This window comes from Hyphomicrobiales bacterium, from assembly GCA_016125495.1.
Lineage (GTDB): Bacteria > Pseudomonadota > Alphaproteobacteria > Rhizobiales > RI-29 > RI-29.
Genome location: WGLQ01000011.1, coordinates 65,609 through 84,629, shown reverse-complemented (window position 1 = coordinate 84,629; position 19,021 = coordinate 65,609). Strand labels below are relative to the sequence as shown.

16 protein-coding genes are annotated in these 19,021 nt (G+C 68.2%); 8 read left to right on the top strand and 8 right to left on the bottom strand.

What is annotated here, in order from left to right; genetic code table 11:
- Window positions 1–12: 12 nt before the first annotated feature.
- The gene (locus GC150_10325; protein ID MBI1385296.1) at window positions 13–909 is read left to right on the top strand and encodes a hypothetical protein; all 897 of its coding nucleotides are present in this window, start codon (window positions 13–15) and stop codon (window positions 907–909) included.
- Window positions 910–948: 39 nt separating this feature from the next.
- Here GC150_10325 and GC150_10320 read toward each other — a convergent pair whose 3' ends face one another.
- Both GC150_10320 and speB read right to left on the bottom strand, forming a co-directional pair.
- Window positions 949–2,967, bottom strand: a complete 2,019-nt coding sequence (locus GC150_10320) for a hypothetical protein (protein ID MBI1385295.1) — start codon at window positions 2,965–2,967, stop codon at window positions 949–951.
- A 165-nt stretch (window positions 2,968–3,132) separates the two neighbouring features.
- Window positions 3,133–4,092, bottom strand: a complete 960-nt coding sequence (gene speB, locus GC150_10315; GenBank protein MBI1385294.1) for an agmatinase — start codon at window positions 4,090–4,092, stop codon at window positions 3,133–3,135.
- A 311-nt stretch (window positions 4,093–4,403) separates the two neighbouring features.
- Between speB and GC150_10310 the strand changes: the two genes are divergently transcribed.
- From GC150_10310 to GC150_10300, 3 genes are all read left to right on the top strand, one after another.
- Entirely contained in the window at window positions 4,404–5,294 is an 891-nt protein-coding gene (locus GC150_10310) for an EamA family transporter (GenBank protein MBI1385293.1), read from the top strand.
- Window positions 5,295–5,461: 167 nt separating this feature from the next.
- The gene (locus GC150_10305; GenBank protein ID MBI1385292.1) at window positions 5,462–7,312 is read left to right on the top strand and encodes a hypothetical protein; all 1,851 of its coding nucleotides are present in this window, start codon (window positions 5,462–5,464) and stop codon (window positions 7,310–7,312) included.
- Window positions 7,313–7,476: 164 nt separating this feature from the next.
- A complete protein-coding gene (locus GC150_10300) occupies window positions 7,477–9,165 on the top strand; it encodes an acyl-CoA dehydrogenase (protein MBI1385291.1) in 1,689 nt (562 codons plus the stop codon).
- A 44-nt stretch (window positions 9,166–9,209) separates the two neighbouring features.
- Here GC150_10300 and GC150_10295 read toward each other — a convergent pair whose 3' ends face one another.
- From GC150_10295 to GC150_10280, 4 genes are all read right to left on the bottom strand, one after another.
- Entirely contained in the window at window positions 9,210–10,817 is a 1,608-nt protein-coding gene (locus tag GC150_10295; protein MBI1385290.1) for a methylcrotonoyl-CoA carboxylase, read from the bottom strand.
- 88 nt (window positions 10,818–10,905) lie between these two features.
- Entirely contained in the window at window positions 10,906–12,435 is a 1,530-nt protein-coding gene (locus tag GC150_10290; protein ID MBI1385289.1) for a DUF4403 family protein, read from the bottom strand.
- Window positions 12,436–12,687: 252 nt separating this feature from the next.
- Window positions 12,688–13,089: a rhodanese-like domain-containing protein gene (locus GC150_10285; protein MBI1385288.1), complete on the bottom strand. Its 402-nt coding sequence runs from the start codon at window positions 13,087–13,089 to the stop codon at window positions 12,688–12,690.
- A 162-nt stretch (window positions 13,090–13,251) separates the two neighbouring features.
- Window positions 13,252–13,593, bottom strand: coding sequence for a hypothetical protein (locus GC150_10280; protein MBI1385287.1), 342 nt, complete (start codon window positions 13,591–13,593; stop codon window positions 13,252–13,254).
- A gap of 290 nt (window positions 13,594–13,883) precedes the next feature.
- Between GC150_10280 and GC150_10275 the strand changes: the two genes are divergently transcribed.
- The 3 genes from GC150_10275 to GC150_10265 all read left to right on the top strand — a co-directional run bounded on the left by GC150_10275 (window position 13,884) and on the right by GC150_10265 (window position 15,832).
- On the top strand, window positions 13,884–15,050 hold the full coding sequence (locus tag GC150_10275) for a hypothetical protein (GenBank protein MBI1385286.1): 1,167 nt from the start codon (window positions 13,884–13,886) through the stop codon (window positions 15,048–15,050).
- Window positions 15,051–15,070: 20 nt separating this feature from the next.
- Complete coding sequence (locus tag GC150_10270) at window positions 15,071–15,274, top strand: hypothetical protein (GenBank protein ID MBI1385285.1); 204 nt, start codon at window positions 15,071–15,073, stop codon at window positions 15,272–15,274.
- 126 nt (window positions 15,275–15,400) lie between these two features.
- The gene (locus GC150_10265; protein MBI1385284.1) at window positions 15,401–15,832 is read left to right on the top strand and encodes a GNAT family N-acetyltransferase; all 432 of its coding nucleotides are present in this window, start codon (window positions 15,401–15,403) and stop codon (window positions 15,830–15,832) included.
- Window positions 15,833–15,881: 49 nt separating this feature from the next.
- On the opposite strand, the gene GC150_10260 is transcribed toward GC150_10265, so the two are convergent.
- Both GC150_10260 and GC150_10255 read right to left on the bottom strand, forming a co-directional pair.
- The gene (locus tag GC150_10260) at window positions 15,882–17,054 is read right to left on the bottom strand and encodes an isovaleryl-CoA dehydrogenase (protein ID MBI1385283.1); all 1,173 of its coding nucleotides are present in this window, start codon (window positions 17,052–17,054) and stop codon (window positions 15,882–15,884) included.
- Window positions 17,055–17,087: 33 nt separating this feature from the next.
- Window positions 17,088–17,564: a hotdog fold thioesterase gene (locus GC150_10255; protein ID MBI1385282.1), complete on the bottom strand. Its 477-nt coding sequence runs from the start codon at window positions 17,562–17,564 to the stop codon at window positions 17,088–17,090.
- 125 nt (window positions 17,565–17,689) lie between these two features.
- Between GC150_10255 and GC150_10250 the strand changes: the two genes are divergently transcribed.
- A complete protein-coding gene (locus GC150_10250) occupies window positions 17,690–18,976 on the top strand; it encodes a hypothetical protein (GenBank protein MBI1385281.1) in 1,287 nt (428 codons plus the stop codon).
- Window positions 18,977–19,021 lie beyond the last annotated feature (45 nt).

Genomic DNA, 19,021 nt, shown 5'->3' with positions numbered 1-19,021 from the left:
GATGCGGCGATGATGACCAACGACGACCCACCCGGACGTCTGGAGCGATTGCTCTCGCGGCTGCCGGAGGAGCTGTTCCTTCGCGGTCTGCTCGTCGCGATGGTCGTTGGCACCGCTGCGTTTCTCTACCTCGATGTGCGGATGTTGATGGAGCAGGGATCGGCCGAGTGGGTTGACCCCCGCCGCAACGACGGGCCTGCGACCGTTTTCGATCCCTCGGCGCCGAGCGATCAGCTTCGCCCCTACCTGCCGAGAAGCGCGCCGGTGCGCCGCGATCGCGCGCGCCCCGTCTTGCCGGGTGTGCCGACCGATCAGGACGATTCCAACCTCGAGCGCCGGCTCGCCTTCTACCTCGGCGCCGAGGGCAGGGCGACCGCCATCGGACGCATCGAACCGGGTGCCGCGAGCGAGTTCGAGCGCTTTCTCGAAGCCAACCCCGGCCGTGTCACGACACTGGTTCTGCACTCGCCGGGCGGCTCGGTGCGCGATGCCCTGGAACTCGGTCGACTGATCCGCAAGCGTGGTCTGGCCACACGGGTGACCGACAATGGCTATTGTGCGAGTTCCTGTCCGCTTGCGTTCGCCGGCGGCATCGATCGCGTCGCCAGTGAGGCCGCCTGGATCGGTGTGCATCAGGTCTACACGACCGCGACCGCGATCGGCAGTCTCCAGGACGGGCTCGCCGAGGCGCAGCGCATCAGCGCGGTCTGCCAGGATTATCTGGTGGAGATGGGTGTCGACCCGCGTGTCTGGACCATCGCGATGCGCACGTCCAAGCGCGATCTCTACGTCTTCACCGGCGAGGAATTGCGAGATTTGCGGTTGGCCACCAAGGCGATGGCCGCCCCGCCGCCCGTGCGCAAGGCCCGGCCGTTGCCCGCCCAGCCCCGTGCCGGCGATGCCACCTGAGCGCTTCACCGACGGACGAACGCGCGTCCGGACCCCCGATCAGCAGGACCAACCGCGCCAGGTGAAGAGGCCGTCCGGTCCCGCCGCGATCGAGCAGTTGCGCCCGTCCGTCGTGCGCACTTCGAGCTGCAGCGTGCCACCCCACGAAATGTTGCCCCCGGCCGCCAGCCGGCGGATCGAGGCCACCTTCATCGGCCGGCCATCGCGGTCCTGAGCGACGATGGCGTTACGAGAACCGCCGGATGTCACGATCCGGCTGGGCGAGCGCGAATAGACCAGGACGAGGTGGTTCTGGGTGTCGAGAGCCACCAGAAGCGGGCCACGGGCCGAGACCGTGCTGTGCACGTCGCGCGCGACCAGCGGCTGTCCGTCCATCTCCACCGAACGCCAGCCGCCCGCGGTATCGGCGATGTAGACCGGACCCTCGGCGCAGGCGGCATTGTTTGGCGTGCGGCCGTCGTCGTCCGCCCCGCCGCCGAGCCGCACGATGTTCCCGGCGTGCTGACGTCGGCATGACGCCGTGCTCACCCTGGCCTCGGCCTGCTGGTTCGCGGCATCGGTCTGCGTGCCATTGGCGTCGGTCGCGGCCGTGGCGTCTTGCGTGTTCGCCGTATCGCTCGTGCCCTCGCCCGTTGAGCCACTCGCGCTGTCGGTCTCGCCGCCGGTCGTGCCGGTCGCCCCGCCACGCGGTTCATCGGCGCTCGCCACCGTCCGGGCGCCGCCGTCGACGGCCGGTTGGGCATCCCCACCCTGCGTACCCGTACTGCCGGACTGTGACTCGTCGCCGTCGGCGACCGTGCCGTTCTGCGGGCGGTTGTCGGCAGGTGCGGCAATCGATGGCGCACTGGTCGTCGGGGCCGGAGGCACCGTCGCAGGCGCCTGGACAGTCGCGCGCCCCGTGTTGCTGCCGCTCGCCCCTCCGGTAGTGCCCTGCGTGGTCGAGCCGGCGAGCCCCGGTGGCAGCCCGGGGACCGCGCCGAGGTCATTGGCGCCGGGTGCGCCGGCGTTCGTCGTGCGGCCCGCGCCCTGTGCGCCTCCAGGGGCGGCCGGAGTGGCGCCGGAAGCCTCGGACGCTGGCGTGCCAGACGGGCTTTCACTCGCCCGATTGCCCGTCGCGCCGGCCGGCGTGGTCGCCTCCCGCCCGGGCGCGGTGCCTCGTTCGGCAACGATCGCGCCCGCGCCACGGCCACCGCGGTCGCCGTCGTCCATCATCGATGGCCAGAACCACCAGGCGAGAAGCGAAACCGCCGCGATTCCGGCGAGTCCGATCGCACTACCGGTGGCGAGGCCGCTACCGAAGCGAGAGGGCTGCGCATGACGGCCACGCGGCGGTGGCGGCGCGGCCCGCTGGTCGGTGGTGCCGGTGTGGCGCCCGTCCATGGGCTCGTCCTCATAAGGCCCATCGTCCTCATCTGGCGGTCTGCGCGACGCGTCGGCCTCGAGGTCTGCCTGCGCCTCGTCGAGCCGCGCGGCAAGGCTGTCTTCGCGCGCCGCGCCAGCTATCGCGTTGGTCGCCCTCGTCGGCGTCGTTTCGTCGAGCACGGCAACGAACGCCTGGATCGCCTTGGCGATGTTCTTGAGGTTCTGTGTGCCGAGATCGGTGAAGCGCACCTCGATCTTGCCGTGCACGTTTCGATAGACGATGTCGGAAATGACGAGCCCGCCGGGCGGCGCCAGAGTCTCGAGCCGCGAGGCGACGTTGACGCCGTCACCGAGGATGTCGTCACCATCGATGACGATGTCGCCGAGGTTTATACCCATCCGGAACTCGCAGCGCTCGCGCGCCGGCAGCTTGGCATTGCGGCGGGCGATTTCGGTTTGCACCTCGATGGCACATTCCACGGCATCGACCGCGCTCTGGAACTCGATCAGCAGGCCGTCGCCCATCGTCTTGACGATGCGGCCGTTGAATTCCCTGAGATTTGGCACGAAAATCGTGTTCACCACCTCTTTGAACCGGGTGATGGTGCCGAACTCGTCGTCCTCGATGTGGCTCGAATAGTCGACCATGTCGACGGCGAGCACGGCGGCGAGGCGGCGCTGGACTCGGGCTGTCATTTTGTCTTGGCCTTCATTCAGCTTGTCGGTCTGCTCATTGGGCGCGGGCCGCCGCGTCGCGACGGGGCGACGGTCTTCGACCAGTATACATGCTTTCGTGACCTCAATGGAACGCTCAGCGGCCCCCGTGCCCCGTCGGGGTGACTTGGCCGCCTCCGTTCGACCTCAGCGCTGGCGCGCATGCATGACGCGCCCGATCGTGTTGAGCAGGATCTGGGCGGCCAGGATCGCCGTCGTGCCGGTGTGGTCGTAATCCGGTGCCACCTCGACGAGATCGAGCCCGACGATGTGCCCGCGACGCGCGAGCCCGGCCATCAGCTCGAGCACCTCGTAATAGAGAAAACCGCCGTGCGAGGGCGTGCCGGTACCCGGTGCGATCGAGGGGTCGAACCCGTCGATGTCGATTGTGACGTAGTAGCGCTTGGCCGCGGGAATCCGCGCGAGCACGGCTTCGACGCCGAGCTTGCGGAACTGGCGGACGGAGAGGATGTCGGAGCCCATTTCGCGCGCCGCTACGTACCCCTCGCGCGCCGTGGAGGAGACGTTGCGGATGCCGATCTGAGTGAGCCCTGTGACGTAGGGCTTTTCGGCGGCGCGGCGCATCGGGTTGCCGTGCCCGTAGCGCACGCCGTGTCGCTCGTCGACGAAGTCGAGGTGCGCGTCGATCTGCACCACGTGGATCGGCTCCTCGTCCGAGAATGCGTTGATGCAAGGGATGTTCACCGAGTGGTCGCCGCCGAGCACCACCGGCAGCGCGCCGGCCGAGAGGATGGCCCGAACGCCGGCCTCGATGTTGGCGTGGCTCTTCAGGGTGTCGGTATGCACGATGTCGGCATCGCCGATGTCGACGATCCGCACCTTGTCCGCCTCGAGATATGTCACGTCGTCCTCGTGGTCGTAGGCGCCCGCGTGGCCGAACGAAAAGAGCGTCGAGGCCTCGCGGATCGCCCTCGGCCCGAACCGCGCGCCGGCCCGCCACTGGGTGCCGAAATCGAATGGTGCGCCAAGCACGGCGACGTCCGCCTCGATCGCCGACCAGTCGCCGACATAGGGGTTCTTGCCAAAGGTCGAGATGCCGACGAATGGCAGGTCGAGCCGCCCCTTCTGATAGCCGTGTCCGCTCATGGTGTGTCACCCGTCGAGGCTGTCCGATCGGCCAATAGACTTAGCAGTTTCCCGAGCCAAGCCAACCCGCCGGTCCATCGCGGCGCCGCGCGGCTCACCCATTGGCGCGGCCCGGCACGACGTCGTGCCGCGCGAGCCATCCCGGTGGCACCCGGCACCCCCGCCGATATTGCATGTGACGCGTGCCGGCGGCTGTGGCAGATGGAAGGGCTCGCCGGTCGCCCCGCCAGTTCCCCACCGCGCCTATCGCCGCATCGCCCGATCTCGCCGGCCGGTCCCGATCGACAGGCCCCAACCGACAGGCCCGAGTTATGCTCCTACGCCTCGTGCCAGCCATCTTCGTTTGCCTTTGGGCGACGGGTTTCATCGGCGCCAAGGCGGGACTCGGTCACGCCGAGCCCTTCACCTTCCTCGCTCTCCGCTTCGCGATCGTCGCGGCCATCCTGCTCGTCGTGGTCCTGGCGCTGCGCCTGACGTGGCCGGGTATCAAGGTCGCCGTCTATGCCTTCGTCATCGGCATGGCGATCCACGGCGTCTATCTCGGCGGTGTCTACTGGGCGATCGACAACGGCTTCACCGCCAGTGTCTCGGCCCTGGTTGCCAGCCTTCAGCCGGCACTGACCGCGGCCCTCGCCGTGCCGCTCCTCGGCGAGGCGCTGTCGCGTCGCCAGATCGCGGGCATCGTGCTCGGACTCCTCGGGATCGCGTTCGTGCTCGGGCCGGGCGTGCTCGCCGGCGCCGCGACGATGGCCGATGGGATCACGCCGGCGACGCTCGCCGCGTCGATTGCCTCGCTCTGCGGCATCACCCTCGGGACCATCGCCCAGAAGCGATTTCCCGCCGCCGCCGACCTGAGGATGGGCGCGCTCTTTCAGTACCTCGGCGCGCTGAGCCTGACGGGCCTCGCCGCCGTCACACTCGAGACCGGCCGGATCGATTGGACCGGCGAGTTCATTCTGGCGCTCGGCTGGTTGACCATCGTGCTGTCGATCGGGGCGATCATGCTGCTGTTGGAGTTGATCCGCCGCAACGCGGTTTCCCAGGTTGCGACGCTGTTCTACATGGTGCCGGTCGTCGTGGCGGTGTTGGCGGCGGTGCTGTTCGGCGAACGACTGCTGCCGATGCAACTTCTCGGCATGGCCCTGGTGGTCGCCTCGATTCTGCTCGGCTCGGTAGGCCGCCGGCCGCAGCGCGCGACTTGAGCATCGGGATTGCCGGGGTCGTGCGTTCTGGCCCGTTTTTTGCGCCATGACCTAGTGGTGCGCCGCCTGCCGGAAGGGCGGGCGACGGGCCGAACGGTCTCTAAAATGGCCGCAATGGGGCGCAACAATGGGCCCGGCGGCAAGGACTGGAATGGGGCGCACTCACGATGGTGCAACGGATCGAGGAGCTGCTGGGCCGGATGCGCAAGGCGCGCCGGCAGTTCGCCGAGGAGCTTTCGCGGCTTGCGGCCTACCGGGCGCTCAATCAGCTGGACGCGCGCGAGGGGGCGGGTGAGGCGCTCGAAGCGGTCGACCCGCAGCGCCTGCGCTCCAGCCTGGTCGCCGAATTGTCGAGTGTCGGGTCCTATGCCCGCCTCGTCGCGCTCGATCGGGCCGTTGCCGTTCTCGAACGCCCGAGGGTCGTGGTCGGCCTGCGGAACGAAGTTGCTCCCTCCGCCGTCGAAGAGGCCTCGTCTGGCCCGGCCCCTGCCGCGAGCGTTGACGAGGCCGACCCGGCCGTCCCGGTCATCCATGTCACACTGGCGGATGCCGCCGCGGACGCCGCTGGCCACGCGCCGATCGCGCAATCCATCGATCCAACCGTCGCGGCCGCGCCACCCCCGACCGTCTCGACGCCGCTTCCCGACGATCTCACCCGCATTCGCGGCATCGACCCTGCCCTCGCCACCGCGCTCGCTGATCTCGGGATCGACCGCTTCGCCTCGATCGCGCGCTGGCGGCACGAGGACGTGTTGCAGGTTGGGCGCGCCCTCGGCCTCGGCCCGCGCATTTCCCGCGAGTGCTGGATTGAACAGTCAGCCATCCTGGCGGCGGGCGGAGCGACGGATTTCGACCGGCGCCCGCCGATCCGGCTCGTGACGCGCCCGGACGGTGAGCCTTCGGTGCGGCTCGCCACCACCCCGCGCGAGCCCGTGGCCGTCGTCCCGGCGCCGAACGGCCTTGCGGCGATCGCCGCCCCGTCCGAATCGCCGCCCGCCAGCCGATCGGATGCCATTGCACCTGTTGCGGTGGCCGATGCCGAGGTCGCTGTCGAGGCACCGTCGCCCGCGCGCTGGCTCGAGACCCCGCTCGCCCCCGAGGCGATCCGCCCGGCCGGCGGTGCCGCGCTGCTTGCCGCTCTGGCCGCGGCGAACGGCGAAGACGCGATCGAAGCACGCCTATCGGATCTGTTCGAGATGCCCGCAGAGGCTGCGCGGCCCGATGCGCAACCGCTCGAGGCGGTCGGGACCCCGCAAGTTGAACCGCATCCGGACCGAGCAACGCCGACGGTGCCGTCCGATCGGCCCACGAGCGCAGCCGTCAGCGCCGCTGTGGCCGCCGCATCGATCGTCAATGCGGACCTGGTCGCGGTGCCTCGGGCTCCCTCTGGCGAAACCGCCGCTGTCGAAACGACTTGGGATGAGCCTGCAGAAGAAGCGCGGGCTGATGACGAAGTCCGGGTGGTCTTTGCTGATGAGTGGATGGTCGAACCTTCCGACGCCGCGCCCGACGTTGCACTGGAGGAGGTGCCGACGACCGCTACCACCTCGGCGGCCGCGCCGCCGAGCGGGCAATCCGTTGCCCGGTCGCAGGAAATCGCGGAGCGGCGCGAGCCCGGTCCGACGTCCGGCCTGCCAGCCGCCGCTTCCGTTGCGCCCGACCGCACGGCGCAGCCGACCTCCCGGTCGGCCTTTGGCACGACGTTGAACTCCGGAAACGTGGTGCCCAGGCGAACGGATTCTCCGGCGCTGCGCGGAGCGGGCCCCACCGCCACCCGCGCTGAACAGGAGCCCGACGGTCGCGCCATGCTGCGCGGCGAGGTCGGCGAGGCAACCGTCACCATCGTCCGCCACGCCGAGCGGCTCGACGACAACAGCAGGATCGACAGTGTGCGCCGCCAGTCCGGACTACCACCGCAGCCGAGCCCGCCCATGGTGGTCTCGCGCCAGCGGGCGCGGGTGGGGCTCGTTCGCCGGTTCATCCGGGCCCTGCGCGGGCCGGAGGATGAGCGCCTCTGATGGGTGAGACCCTGACGACTCGCCATTCGTCCCCATTGACATAGTTTGTGGCTGACGGCGGGCGGCGACCCGGCATATGAGCTTTCGGAGCCGTATCGAGGACTTGCGCGGACCGCACGTGCGGGCCTCGGAGGCGCGCGAGCGAAGGCGAGGGAGACAGGACCATGAGCGCAGCGAGCCGAGCGACCCGGAGCGGAGGCGCGGTCCCGGATCTGCTGGACGACCTCGGCGAGGCGGTTTCCGCGGCCGAGCAAGTCCTGGCGCGCGCGCGCGAGCGGGTGCTGAGCCTCGTTGCGCGTGACGGCCGCCCCGACGCTGGCCTCCTCGACCGCCACCAGCGGGCCGCCCATGGCCTCGCCTGGATCGCGACCTATGTCGAGGCGCTGCGCCAGATGACGGGCTACGCGCGACGGATGAACGCCGAGGGCCGTTTCGGCGAGATCGAGGCACTCATCACCGGCATCGCGGCGGCCGAGTACCTCGCCCAGCTTTCGGGTGGCATCCCGATGTCCCAGGGCGAGATCGTGCGCCTCCACGACCTGGGGCTTACCTCGGACGACGCGCGCCCCCTCGGCGCGCCGGCCGTCGAGCGGCTGGTCCGCTCTTCCAACACGCCCGAGCAGCGCGCCCGCCTCGTCGAACTCATCGTCGCGAGCGACGGTGCCTTGACCTATGGTGATGCGGGCCTCGACGAAACCTACGACGCGATGCGTGCCGAGATGCGCCGCTTCTGCCTCGCCGAAGTGCTGCCGCACGCCCACGACTGGCATCTCGCGAATGCTTACATCCCGCTCGAGATCATCGCCCGCATGAGCGAGCTGGGTGTCTTCGGGCTGACCATCCCCGAAGCCTACGGCGGGCTCGAGCTGGGCAAGGAATCGATGTGCGTCGTCTCCGAGGAGCTCTCGCGCGGCTATATCGGCGTCGGCTCCCTCGGCACGCGCTCCGAGATCGCGGCCGAACTGATCCTTGGGGCCGGAACCGATGAGCAGAAGGCGCGCTGGCTGCCGCGCATCGCCTCGGGCGAGATCCTGCCGACGGCGGTCTTCACCGAGCCGAACACCGGCTCCGACCTCGCCTCCCTGCGCACCCGTGCCCTGCGCGAGGGCGACGTCTACCGTGTGACCGGCCAGAAGACCTGGATCACGCATCCGGTCCGCGCCGACCTCATGACCCTTCTGGTGCGCACGAATCAGGATGAGAAGGGCTACCGCGGCCTCTCGATGCTCTTGGCCGAAAAGCCGCGCGGCACCGATGCCGATCCCTTCCCCGCCGCCGGTATGACCGGTGGCGAGATCGAGGTGCTCGGCTATCGCGGCATGAAGGAGTTCGAGATTTCCTTCGACGGCTTCGAGGTGCCGGTCGAAAACCTCCTCGGTGGTGAGGAGGGGCAGGGTTTCAAGCAGCTCATGCAGACCTTCGAGGCGGCCCGTATCCAGACCGCGGCGCGCGCCGTCGGTGTCGCCCAGTCGGCGCTCGATCTCGCGCTGCGTTATGCCAGCGAACGCGCTCAGTTCGGCAAGCCGATCATTTCCTTCCCGCGCGTTGCCGATAAGATCGCCATGATGGCGGTCGAGGTCATGGTCGCCCGCCAGATCACGTATTTCTCCGCACGTGAGAAGGATCAGGGGCGGCGCTGCGATCTCGAGGCGGGCATGGCCAAGCTGCTCGCCGCGCGTGTCGCCTGGGCGGCGGCCGACAATGCCCTCCAGATCCACGGTGGCAACGGTTTCGCGCTCGAATATCCGGTCTCGCGCGTGCTCTGCGACGCCCGCATCCTCAACATCTTCGAGGGCGCGGCCGAGATCCAGGCGCAGGTCATCGCCCGCCGCCTCCTCGAGGAGAGGAATTGAGCCTCGGGGCCGTCCGCCTGCCTGCGGCCCCCCGGTGCCTCTGCCTACATGCGAAAGACGCCGAAGCGCGTCTCGCCGAACGGCGCGCCGGCCGTCGCGCCGAGCGCGAGGCCCAGAACCCGCCGGGTCTCGCCGGGCGCGATGATGCCATCGTCCCAGAGCCGGGCCGTGGCGTGCAGCGGATGGCCCTCGCGCTCGTACTGTTCGCGGATGGGTGCCTTGAAGGCTTCTTCCTCCTCGGCGCTCCAGTCTCCGCCACCCGCCTCGATGTTGTCACGGCGCACCGTCGCCAGCACGCTCGCTGCCTGCTCCCCGCCCATCACCGAGATGCGCGCGTTGGGCCACATGAAGAGAAAGCGCGGCTCGTAGGCCCGCCCGCACATGGCATAATTGCCCGCTCCGTACGATCCGCCGATCACCACCGTGATCTTGGGCACGTCCGCCGACGCGACCGCCGTCACCATTTTCGCCCCGTCCTTGGCGATCCCGCCGGCCTCCGACTGGCGACCGACCATGAACCCGGCGATGTTCTGGAGAAAAACGATGGGCCGCCTGCGCTGCACGCAGAGTTCGATGAAGTGCGCGGCCTTGAGAGCGCTCTCGGAATAGAGGATGCCATTGTTGGCGATGATGCCGACGGCCACGCCCTCGATGCGGGCAAAGCCCGTGACGATCGTCGTTGCGTAGGTCGCCTTGAATTCGTCGAAGAGCGAGGCATCGACGAGGCGCGCGATCACTTCGCGAACGTCGTACTGCGTCGCGAGCCCGACCGGAACGATGCCATCGAGGTCGCTCGCCGGATAGGCCGGCGCGTTCACCTCCGCGATGTCGAGGTCGCCGTTGTCCGAGGCGGGCAGCGTCGCCGCGATCTGCCGCGCGATCTCGAGGGCATGCTCGTCGCCCTCCGCGATGTGGTCGGCAACGCCCGAGCGTTCGGTGTGCACGACGGCGCCGCCGAGATCCTCGGCCGAGACCGTCTCCCCGGTTGCGGCCTTGACCAGCGGCGGGCCGCCGAGAAAAATCGTCCCCTGGTTGCGCACGATGACGGTCTCGTCCGACATCGCCGGCACATAGGCTCCACCGGCCGTGCACGAGCCCATCACCACGGCGATCTGCGCGATGCCGGCCCCGGACATCCGCGCCTGGTTGAAGAAGATCCGCCCGAAGTGCTCGCGATCGGGAAAAACCTCCGTCTGGTGCGGCAGGTTGGCGCCGCCCGAATCGACCAGATAGATGCACGCGAGCCGGTTCTGGCGCGCGATCTCCTGTGCCCTGAGGTGCTTCTTGACCGTCATCGGATAGTAGGTGCCGCCCTTGATGGTGGCGTCGTTACAGACGATCATGACCCGCCGCCCGGCGACCCGGCCAATGCCGGTGATGAGGCCGGCACCATGGATGTCGCCGCCGTAAAGGCCGTTGGCGGCGAGCGGCGAAAGCTCGAGGAAGGGGCTGCCGGGGTCGATCAGCCGCATGACGCGCTGGCGCGGCAGCAATTTGCCGCGCGCGACGTGGCGTTGGCGCGATCGTTCGTCGCCGCCGAGCGCGGCCAGCGCGCGCAGCCCGTCGAGTTCCTCTGTGAGCTGCTTCATCGTGTCGCGGTTTCGCGCGAATTCCGGCGAGCGGCGGTTGATCTTCGTCTCGATGCGGGACATGGCGGCTCCTTGCCTGCAGCTTGCGCCGAGCTTGTGCCCTGTCACCTACATCCGATCACGATCGACGGGAATTCCCGCGTTGCACGGCTCAGTTCGCCGTCCCCTGCGTGGTGCCATCGCGCTTTGCGGCGACCGTTTCGGCGTTCGCCGCGCGTGCGGGGCTCACCATGAGATCGCCCACCAGAACGACGGTCAACTCGAGCGCCTGTTGTCCCGGCTGGACACGTTCGACCACTATCCGCTCGAACGTGCCCTTGAGCAGCAGTCCGGCACCGAGGCCGACGGTGAAGCGGTCGGCGGCATCCGACAGCAGATCGCTGAACGCCAGTGACGGATCGAGGTCGAGGGCACTCGCGAACGCCTCGCGGATCGGCTCCTCAGGCAGCACGAAGCGACCGCCGACGAAGAGATCGGGGCGTGTGACGGGAGCCGTGTATTCGGCGAACGCAAGTTCGAGGCGACCCGTTTCGGCGTTGGCGCGCGGCAACCCGACCATATAGGCGCGACCCTTGCGCGGACTCCAGTCGCCTTGGAGTTCGACCTCGAGTGACAGCTCGAGCCCGAGGCGACCGCCGGCCGGAAAGAGCCGGTGCTGGCCGACCTCGATGTCGATCTTCCGGCCGGCCTCGGCGTCCTGCGGCGAAAGCCGCGTGCCGACCGGCAGCGTCTTGGCCAAGCGCTCGGCGAGGCGTTCGTAGCCGAGCCTTGCCGGCAGCGTCAGCCGCGAGCCGATCTCGGTGGTCGGCTCGGCCTGGATGTCGGGCAGCGCCAAGGGGATGAGCGGCAGCGGACGCTCACCCTCGAAAGTGGTCATCGGTGTTTCGATGCCGAAACGCACTCCGAGCGAGGAACCCGACCCGAGGAGGCCGGCGAAGTGGACGGCACGCGGCGCGCCGCGAAGCCACAATTCCTCGTTCTCGGCGACCCGGACCGGATAGTGCAGCTGGCGCCAGGCCTCTGCGAGAAGCTCGCGCGCAGGGCTCGGATCCATGGCCCGTTCGAGTTCCGCGCCGAGCGTCTTGAGCCGCGACTCCAGCCCCGCCTTGAGGCGTCCGGTGAGATCGAGCGAGCCATCGAACACAGCGACCTTGGTTGCCCCTTCATAGGCGATCCTGGGACTGCGTGAGACCTCGATGCGACCACCCTCGGCGAGCGTGATGTCGAATTCGGCGCTTGCCCCGATGGTCCCGGTGACCGTGTCCGCGAGATCGCCGGCCGGCCCGCTGCCGCTCAGCTCGAACGCATAGGAGAGCGGCACGCGCACGATGAACGAGCGCCCGGCGGCCTCGAAGGTGGCAGCCCCGGCACGGCGGATGCCGCCTTCCACGAGCACGTTCCCGCAACGGCGCCGGTTGCCGCGCTGCACGCAGGCCGCCTTGGCCACCCACTGCCGCACCTTCACCATTTCCGTCGGTACGGCCTCTTCGACGGCCGCGCCGAGTGCGGCGGCATCGGTCGGCGCCGCCACGTAGACATTGGTCAGGATGGGGGCGGGTCGCGACTCGTCGACGATCTCGAGGGGCGCCTTTGTGAAGTCCCCTTCTGGCGTGCAGCCAACCACTAGAACAGCGCTGAGCGCCAGTGCGCCCGCGCAACGAAGCCGTTGAAGTTTCATCATATCGCCCCTTGCGTACGAACCGGCCGGGGTTCGGCGACGTGCAATCTGCCCCGCGATATGGTTGGCACGTTGCCGCTTGGCCAGTAATGGCGAGCGCTGTTCAAGACCCGTGCCAGGGATCGGCCTGGATTATTGCAGCTTAAGGAATTGGTAACAACACATGGAGTTCGCAAACGCGGGCAAATCCACTGGTCTGCGCCTCCGGCGTGACGCGACTGCCCCGGCCATTGCCGCTGGCCCGGAGTGCTGGCGTCAGCCGTCCTTTCGTTCGGTCGGCCCCTGCGCGGCTCGCCAGGCCGCAAATCCGCCGACGACGTGGGCGACGGGCCCGAGGCCCATCCGCTGGGCCGTGTCGGTTGCCAGCGCCGAGCGCCAGCCCGCGGCACAATAGAAGATGAAGCGCTTCGGCTCCCCGAAGATCGGCTTGAAATAGGTGCTCTCGGGATCGAGCCAGAATTCCAGCACGCCGCGAGGGCAATGGAAGCTGCCCGGCACCCAGCCCTCCCGCGCCAGCTCGCGCACGTCCCGCACGTCGACGAAGACCACATCGTCGCGGCCATGCATGCGCACGGCGTCCTCGGCGCTGATCTCCTCTATGCGCGCCCGCGCCTCCTGGACGAGCTGTTGGGACGTCAGCCTCGGTGCATTCGTCATTCGATCCCCCGAACCGGTTCGAGCGCGGCGCGACACCGCGCCGGGCCACCCCTCCGATGAAGCAAATGGCGATCCGGCGCAATGGCTTCGGCAGGCTCGGCGACGGTGCCGGCGGAACCGGGCGGGTTCACACCCACACCACCGGTTCCGACCGGCTCGGTCCTACTGCCCGAGGCAGCTCACTTCCGCGAGGAAGCGCTTGTCCGCCCATCCCGTGATGCCCGATGACGATTCGACCGGGCACCAGAAGCCACGCAGCGCGCAGAACCGCTTCCATTTGCCGACCACTTCGCCCCGGCTGATCACGCCGACCACCTGGGAGCGGGAATAGGCCCGCTTGCGCACGTTGAGGCTCGAAGCGCCGACCACCTTGTAGCAGCCGTACTGGCTGAGGATGGCCTGGGCTGGCGTCGTCGTCGTCGTCATGGCCAGAGTGCCGGTTCCCGCGAGGACGAGGGCTGCCATTGCCGCTCTGACGCCGCTGCCGATTGAGTTGGATCGCATGGGATGCCTCATAGGAAACTGAGTTATGCCGCATGCGGCTAGAAGCCCTTCAAGGCGATTTTGCGGTGACCGCACCATTGGCCTTCGCGCCATCGCGGCGGCCGAGGTGGTAAACGCTAGTGATCGATTTCTGCGTCCGGTTTCGGGTGTTCCGTCTACAAAGAGCAATGAAGCCGCCTTAGATCGATGCCTGTGCGCCGCGCCGCCGACGGGTCGGGCGCAGTGGCGGATCCAGGAGCAGCATCGAGCCCGAGGCCGACCGACGGGCGCGCATCGAAACGGAGAGTGACATGTCGAAGTCGAATGGCGATCAGGAAGGCAAGTCGAAGAAGTCCCGTGGCAAGTCCTCGGCGGTCCCAGCCGGCACCATGGACATCGGTGGCTCGGGGGCCAACGGCCTCGTGCGTCTGCACAACGCGGACAGTCAGCTCTGCGTGCAGATCGACGGCGGCAATTCCAACTTCATTGCAGGCGGTCACGGCTCGCAGGGCGACATCACGCTGCTGAACACCGATGGAAAACAGACCCTCCACATCGACGGCGGCGAGGCGAACATCACCCTCGGCGGCGATGGCGCCCAGGGCGACATCGTCCTGCTCAACGGGCGCGGCAAGCCGACCGTTCACCTCGACGGCGGCGATGGCAATCTGACGCTCGGCGGCAATCTCGCGGAGGGCGACATCTCGCTGCTCAACGAGAAGTTCAAGCAGACCGTGCACATCGACGGTGGCGAGGGCAACATCACGCTCGGCGGCAACGGCACCCAGGGCGACATCACGCTGCTCCACGTCAAGGGCCTGCAGACCATCCATCTCGACGGCGGGGAGGGCAATATCCTGCTCGGTGGCAACGGCGCCCAGGGCGACATCGCCATGCTCGACGAGAAGAACCAGCAGACCATCCACATCGACGGCGGCGACGCGGCGATCCAGATGGGCGGCAACGGCCACAACGCCAACATCCGCATGCTGGACGCCAAGGGCGGCCTCACCATCAATCTCGAGGGCGAGTTCGGCAACATCACCTGCGGCGGCAACGGCCACGACGGCGACATCATGCTGACGACGTCGGACGGACGCATGCGCGTCGAATTGGAGGCCCATTCCGGCGCCCTGCGCGCTTTCGACGCCGAGGGCAAGAAGACCGTCGAGATCATCGGCGAGAAGGGCGAGATCAAGCTCGGCGGTAAGGCGCTGAAGGCGGCCGACTACGTGTTCGAGGCCGGCCACCGGCTGGCCCCGCTCGCCGAGGTCCGCGACTTCATCGGCGCGAACGGTCATCTGCCCGGCATGCCGGCGGGTGCGGAGATGGAGCGCGATGGCGTCGAACTGGCCGATCTCTCCATGCGTCTCCTCGCGCGCATCGAGGAGTTGACGCTCCACGCCATCCGCCAGGAGGAGCGCATCGCCGCCCTCGAGGCGCGGCTCGCCAAGACCCCGGCACGCAAGCGGACGTGAACGCGGACAAGGAGGTGAACATGTCCGACAGCAGGAAGCCCGGCGACGAGACGGCGCGAGCACTCGGGCGCTCGCCGATGGACGAACGGCGCCGCATACGCGCCAATCGCTTCGGCGTCGACCTCGACGAGGGCGGCATCCTGGTTCGTGATGCGTCCGGCAACTGGGTCGACATCCTGACCATCGGCGGCGACAAAGCGAAGGACGACCCCTCGAAGGCCTGAGCCACATCGCCTTCGGGGCGCTTGGTGAACAAAGGGCCCTGAATTCAGAACCCCGCCTGACGAGGGCGGGGTTTTGCATGTCACCCGGTTGGTGTTTCGGCCAGGGCCTTGCGCTATATATCGTTCATGACAGTTCGCATTCTCCGCCTCGACGAAGGCAACGCCGGATGCCTCGATCGCCTCGACCCGGACGTCTTCGACGGGCCGATCGACCCGGTCGAGCTTGCCCGCTTCCTCGCCGACCCGCGCCACCTCATGGTGGTTGCCATCGCCGATGGCCTCGTCGTCGGCATGGCCTCGGCCTTCGAGTATTTCCACCCCGACAAGCGTCCGCAGATGTTCATCAACGAAGTCGGCGTCTCGTCCGCCTTCCAGCGCAAGGGCATCGGCCGGCGCCTCACCGGCGCCCTCGTCGAGATCGCGCGCGAGCGTGGCTGTGCCTACGCCTGGCTCGGCACGGAGGTGGACAATGCCGCCGCCCAGGCCTGCTTTGCGGCCGTCCCCGACGGCGAGCCGCCCCGCCCCTTCCTGCTCTACGACTGGGAGTTGGAGGATTAGGGGCTGGCACCGCCCCATTCCCCTCCTTCGAGCCGCCTCGGCCCCACCCTCAAGCCGTCTCGGCGAAGAGCTCGCGGCCGATCAGCATGCGGCGGATTTCGCTCGTCCCGGCGCCGATTTCATAGAGCTTGGCGTCGCGCAATAGCCGGCCGGTCGGATAATCGTTGATGTAGCCGTTGCCGCCGAGCGCCTGGATCGCCTCGAGCGCCATCCAGGTCGCTTTTTCCGCCGCATAGAGGATGGCGCCGGCCGCATCCTTGCGCGTCGTCTGGCCGCGGTCGCAGGCTTTCGCCACCGCATAGACATAGGCCCGGCAGGCGCTCATCGTCGTATACATGTCCGCGAGCTTGCCCTGCATCAGCTGGAACTCGCCGATCGCCTGGCCGAACTGTTTGCGCTCGTGCACATAGGGCAGCACCTCGTCCATGCACGCCTGCATGATGCCGATCGGCCCCGCCGCCAGCACCGCCCGCTCGTAGTCGAGCCCCGACATCAGGACGCGAACGCCGCCCCCCACCGTGCCGAGCACGTTCTCGGCCGGCACCTCGCAGTCCGTGAAGACGAGTTCGCCGGTGTTCGAGCCGCGCATGCCGAGCTTGTCGAGCTTCTGGGCGACCGAGAAGCCGGGCATCGAGGTCTCGACGATGAAGGCGGTGATGCCCTTGGGGCCGGCCGCAGGGTCGGTTTTGGCATAGACCACGATGACGTCGCCGCCCGGCCCGTTGGTGATCCAGAATTTCGTGCCGTTGAGCACGTAGCGGTCGCCCTTCTTCTCGGCCCTGAGCTTCATGGAGACGACATCGGAGCCGGCCCCCGGCTCGCTCATGGCGAGCCCGCCGACATGCTCGCCAGAGATCAGTTTCGGCAGGTAGCGGCGCTTCTGTTCCTCGTTGCCGTTGCGCCGGATCTGGTTGACGCAGAGGTTGGAGTGCGCGCCGTAGCTGAGCCCGACCGCCGCCGAGGCGCGTGAGACCTCCTCCATGGCGATGCAGTGCTCGAGATAGCCGAGCCCGGAGCCGCCGAACTCTTCCTCCACTGTGATGCCGTGCAGCCCGAGCGCGCCCATGTCCGGCCAGAGCTGGCGCGGGAACTCGTCGCTTCGGTCGATCTCGGCGGCGAGCGGTGCGATCTCGCGGGCTGCATAGCCACGCACCGTCTCGCGCAGCATCTCCGCCGTCTCGCCGAGGTCGAAATCGAGCATGGGCAGGTCGTTGCGGATCATGGGCGTCCTCCTTGGGGTATCGCCGCGCGCGCCTCAGTCATTGATGCCCGCCAGCTGCATCATTGTGAAGAGCCCGGTCGCCACGTGCCGGCGCGCCCCGTCCGCCGCTTCGGAAAAGACGTCGCCCCGGCAGACGGTCATGGTCCTACCGCTCTTGATGACGCGGCCTTCGGCAACGAGCCGCACGCCGCCGGCGGGCCGCAGCAGATTCATCGTGAAATCTGCGGTGAGCACGCCCGTGCCGGCCGGAAAGAGCGAGAGCGCGGCATAGCCGGCCGCCGAATCGGCGATCGCCGTCGTCGTGCCGGCATGGAAATGACCGTGCTGCTGGGTCAATTCGGGGCGAAAGGCCATCGCGATATCGGCCGCGCCGGGCGCAACGAGGGTCAGTTCGGCCCCGAGATGGCCCATGAAGGCCTGTGCGGCAAAGCTCCGGCGCACCCGCAGCTCGAAATCGGGGTCGCGAGGCTCGAAGATATCGCCTGCCCCATCGCCGCCGTAGCCCCTCATCGTCCTGACCCTTCCATTGAACGAAGGTGTCTCGGCGCGCCCGAACGGTTCATTTCCTGCAAGGGATCGTCGAAACGCCTCAATGATCCTATATTGCAGAGTTGTCGAAGGCGGGAGGCCCGATCATGCGGAATTGGTTCGGCATTGCCGGAAATTATGGTCGTTCAGGCTCGCTGGCGCATGCCGCGCTCCTTGCCGGTTCGCTGTTGCTGCCCGCCGGCCTCGCCGAGCCGGTGCAGGCCCAACAGCAGAGCCCCGCGACCGTCGAGGAACTCCCGCCGACGAATGCGCCGGACCCGCGCACGGGCGATGCCAACTACGAGCGCGCCCGCCAGCTCCTCAGCGCCATCGACGAGGTGCTGCGCGATGTCGCCGGCGAGCGCCAGGACGCCCGCAAGCTGCCCTCGAACGACGATTTCCTGGTGACGCCGATCTGGACCGAAACGCGCGAGGATCGCGACAAGCGCATCCGCCAGCTGCTCGATTCCGCCCTCGGCATCGTCACCGACGTGCCGATCGTCGACATGCAGAAGACGGTCGAGGAGCGCCGCCGCAACATTCGCGACATCGAGGAGCAGATCGTCGCGCTGCGTGAAAAGCAGCTGACGGCGCCCAAGGATTCGCTGCTTCCCGGCATCCTCGCCGACACCGTCGCAACGCTCGGCGAAAAGATCGCCGACCTCGAGGCGCGCATCCAGGCCAACCACGACGACATCGCCAAGTCGAAGGTCGAGATCCATTCCTCGCTCGGCGCCGCCGGCATCGAGATGTCGCCCGAGCAGCTCGACCTCTTGCTCGACAGCGTGCTCTCGAGCGATCTGGTCAAGCTGGTCGCCACCTTCAACGCCGCCAAGATCATCGACGAGCAGCTCGGCCAGCTCGTGCGCGCGTCCGGCGACAACGTCGCGGCGGCTCGCAAGTATTTCGCCATGCACGCGGCCCTCTTTGCCATGCTCGTGCACGCCCAGGATTCGCTCATCGGCAAGATCGACACGATGTACCTGCCGCGCCTCGAGGCCATCGAGGGCGATATAAAGAAGACAATGCGCGAGACGCGCCGCCTGCTCGCCGAGCGCAACCGGCCCGACCAGCAGCGCGCACTCGAATCGAACCTGCGGAGCCAGGAGTTCGCCCGCGACGTCGCGGCCTATTACCGCCGCTACCTGCTCCAGCAGCGCGAGCAGCTCGCCAATGCCCGCATGAAGGCGTTGCGCGACCTCAGGATCGCCGACAACACCTATGAGACCGTGGAGGCGAGCTTCCAGCTCCGCCAGCTCATGAAGGACGCCGCCACCTCCTTCGAGGCGATCCAGCAGCTCGAGGCCCCCGGCTTCGAGCAGATCTTCAAGGACCAGGAGTTGCGCCGCGAGTTCGAGAACCTGACCCGCAAGCTCGACGTCCCCTCGAGCTGACCGGCGGGCAACCGGTCGCTCGATTCCCCGGGTCCGGTGTTGCGA

Bases quoted from the DNA above. Each gene is read 5' to 3' on its own strand.
- GC150_10255 (MBI1385282.1), bottom strand. From the start codon at position 17,564: ATGAGGGGCTACGGCGGCGATGGGGCAGGCGATATCTTCGAGCCTCGC.
- GC150_10290 (MBI1385289.1), bottom strand. From the start codon at position 12,435: ATGATGAAACTTCAACGGCTTCGTTGCGCGGGCGCACTGGCGCTCAGC.
- GC150_10305 (MBI1385292.1), top strand. From the start codon at position 5,462: ATGGTGCAACGGATCGAGGAGCTGCTGGGCCGGATGCGCAAGGCGCGC.
- GC150_10295 (MBI1385290.1), bottom strand. From the start codon at position 10,817: ATGTCCCGCATCGAGACGAAGATCAACCGCCGCTCGCCGGAATTCGCG.
- GC150_10275 (MBI1385286.1), top strand. From the start codon at position 13,884: ATGTCGAAGTCGAATGGCGATCAGGAAGGCAAGTCGAAGAAGTCCCGT.
- GC150_10265 (MBI1385284.1), top strand. From the start codon at position 15,401: ATGACAGTTCGCATTCTCCGCCTCGACGAAGGCAACGCCGGATGCCTC.
- GC150_10325 (MBI1385296.1), top strand. From the start codon at position 13: ATGACCAACGACGACCCACCCGGACGTCTGGAGCGATTGCTCTCGCGG.
- GC150_10320 (MBI1385295.1), bottom strand. From the start codon at position 2,967: ATGACAGCCCGAGTCCAGCGCCGCCTCGCCGCCGTGCTCGCCGTCGAC.
- GC150_10250 (MBI1385281.1), top strand. From the start codon at position 17,690: ATGCGGAATTGGTTCGGCATTGCCGGAAATTATGGTCGTTCAGGCTCG.
- GC150_10285 (MBI1385288.1), bottom strand. From the start codon at position 13,089: ATGACGAATGCACCGAGGCTGACGTCCCAACAGCTCGTCCAGGAGGCG.
- speB (MBI1385294.1), bottom strand. From the start codon at position 4,092: ATGAGCGGACACGGCTATCAGAAGGGGCGGCTCGACCTGCCATTCGTC.
- GC150_10270 (MBI1385285.1), top strand. From the start codon at position 15,071: ATGTCCGACAGCAGGAAGCCCGGCGACGAGACGGCGCGAGCACTCGGG.
- GC150_10280 (MBI1385287.1), bottom strand. From the start codon at position 13,593: ATGCGATCCAACTCAATCGGCAGCGGCGTCAGAGCGGCAATGGCAGCC.
- GC150_10300 (MBI1385291.1), top strand. From the start codon at position 7,477: ATGAGCGCAGCGAGCCGAGCGACCCGGAGCGGAGGCGCGGTCCCGGAT.
- GC150_10260 (MBI1385283.1), bottom strand. From the start codon at position 17,054: ATGATCCGCAACGACCTGCCCATGCTCGATTTCGACCTCGGCGAGACG.
- GC150_10310 (MBI1385293.1), top strand. From the start codon at position 4,404: ATGCTCCTACGCCTCGTGCCAGCCATCTTCGTTTGCCTTTGGGCGACG.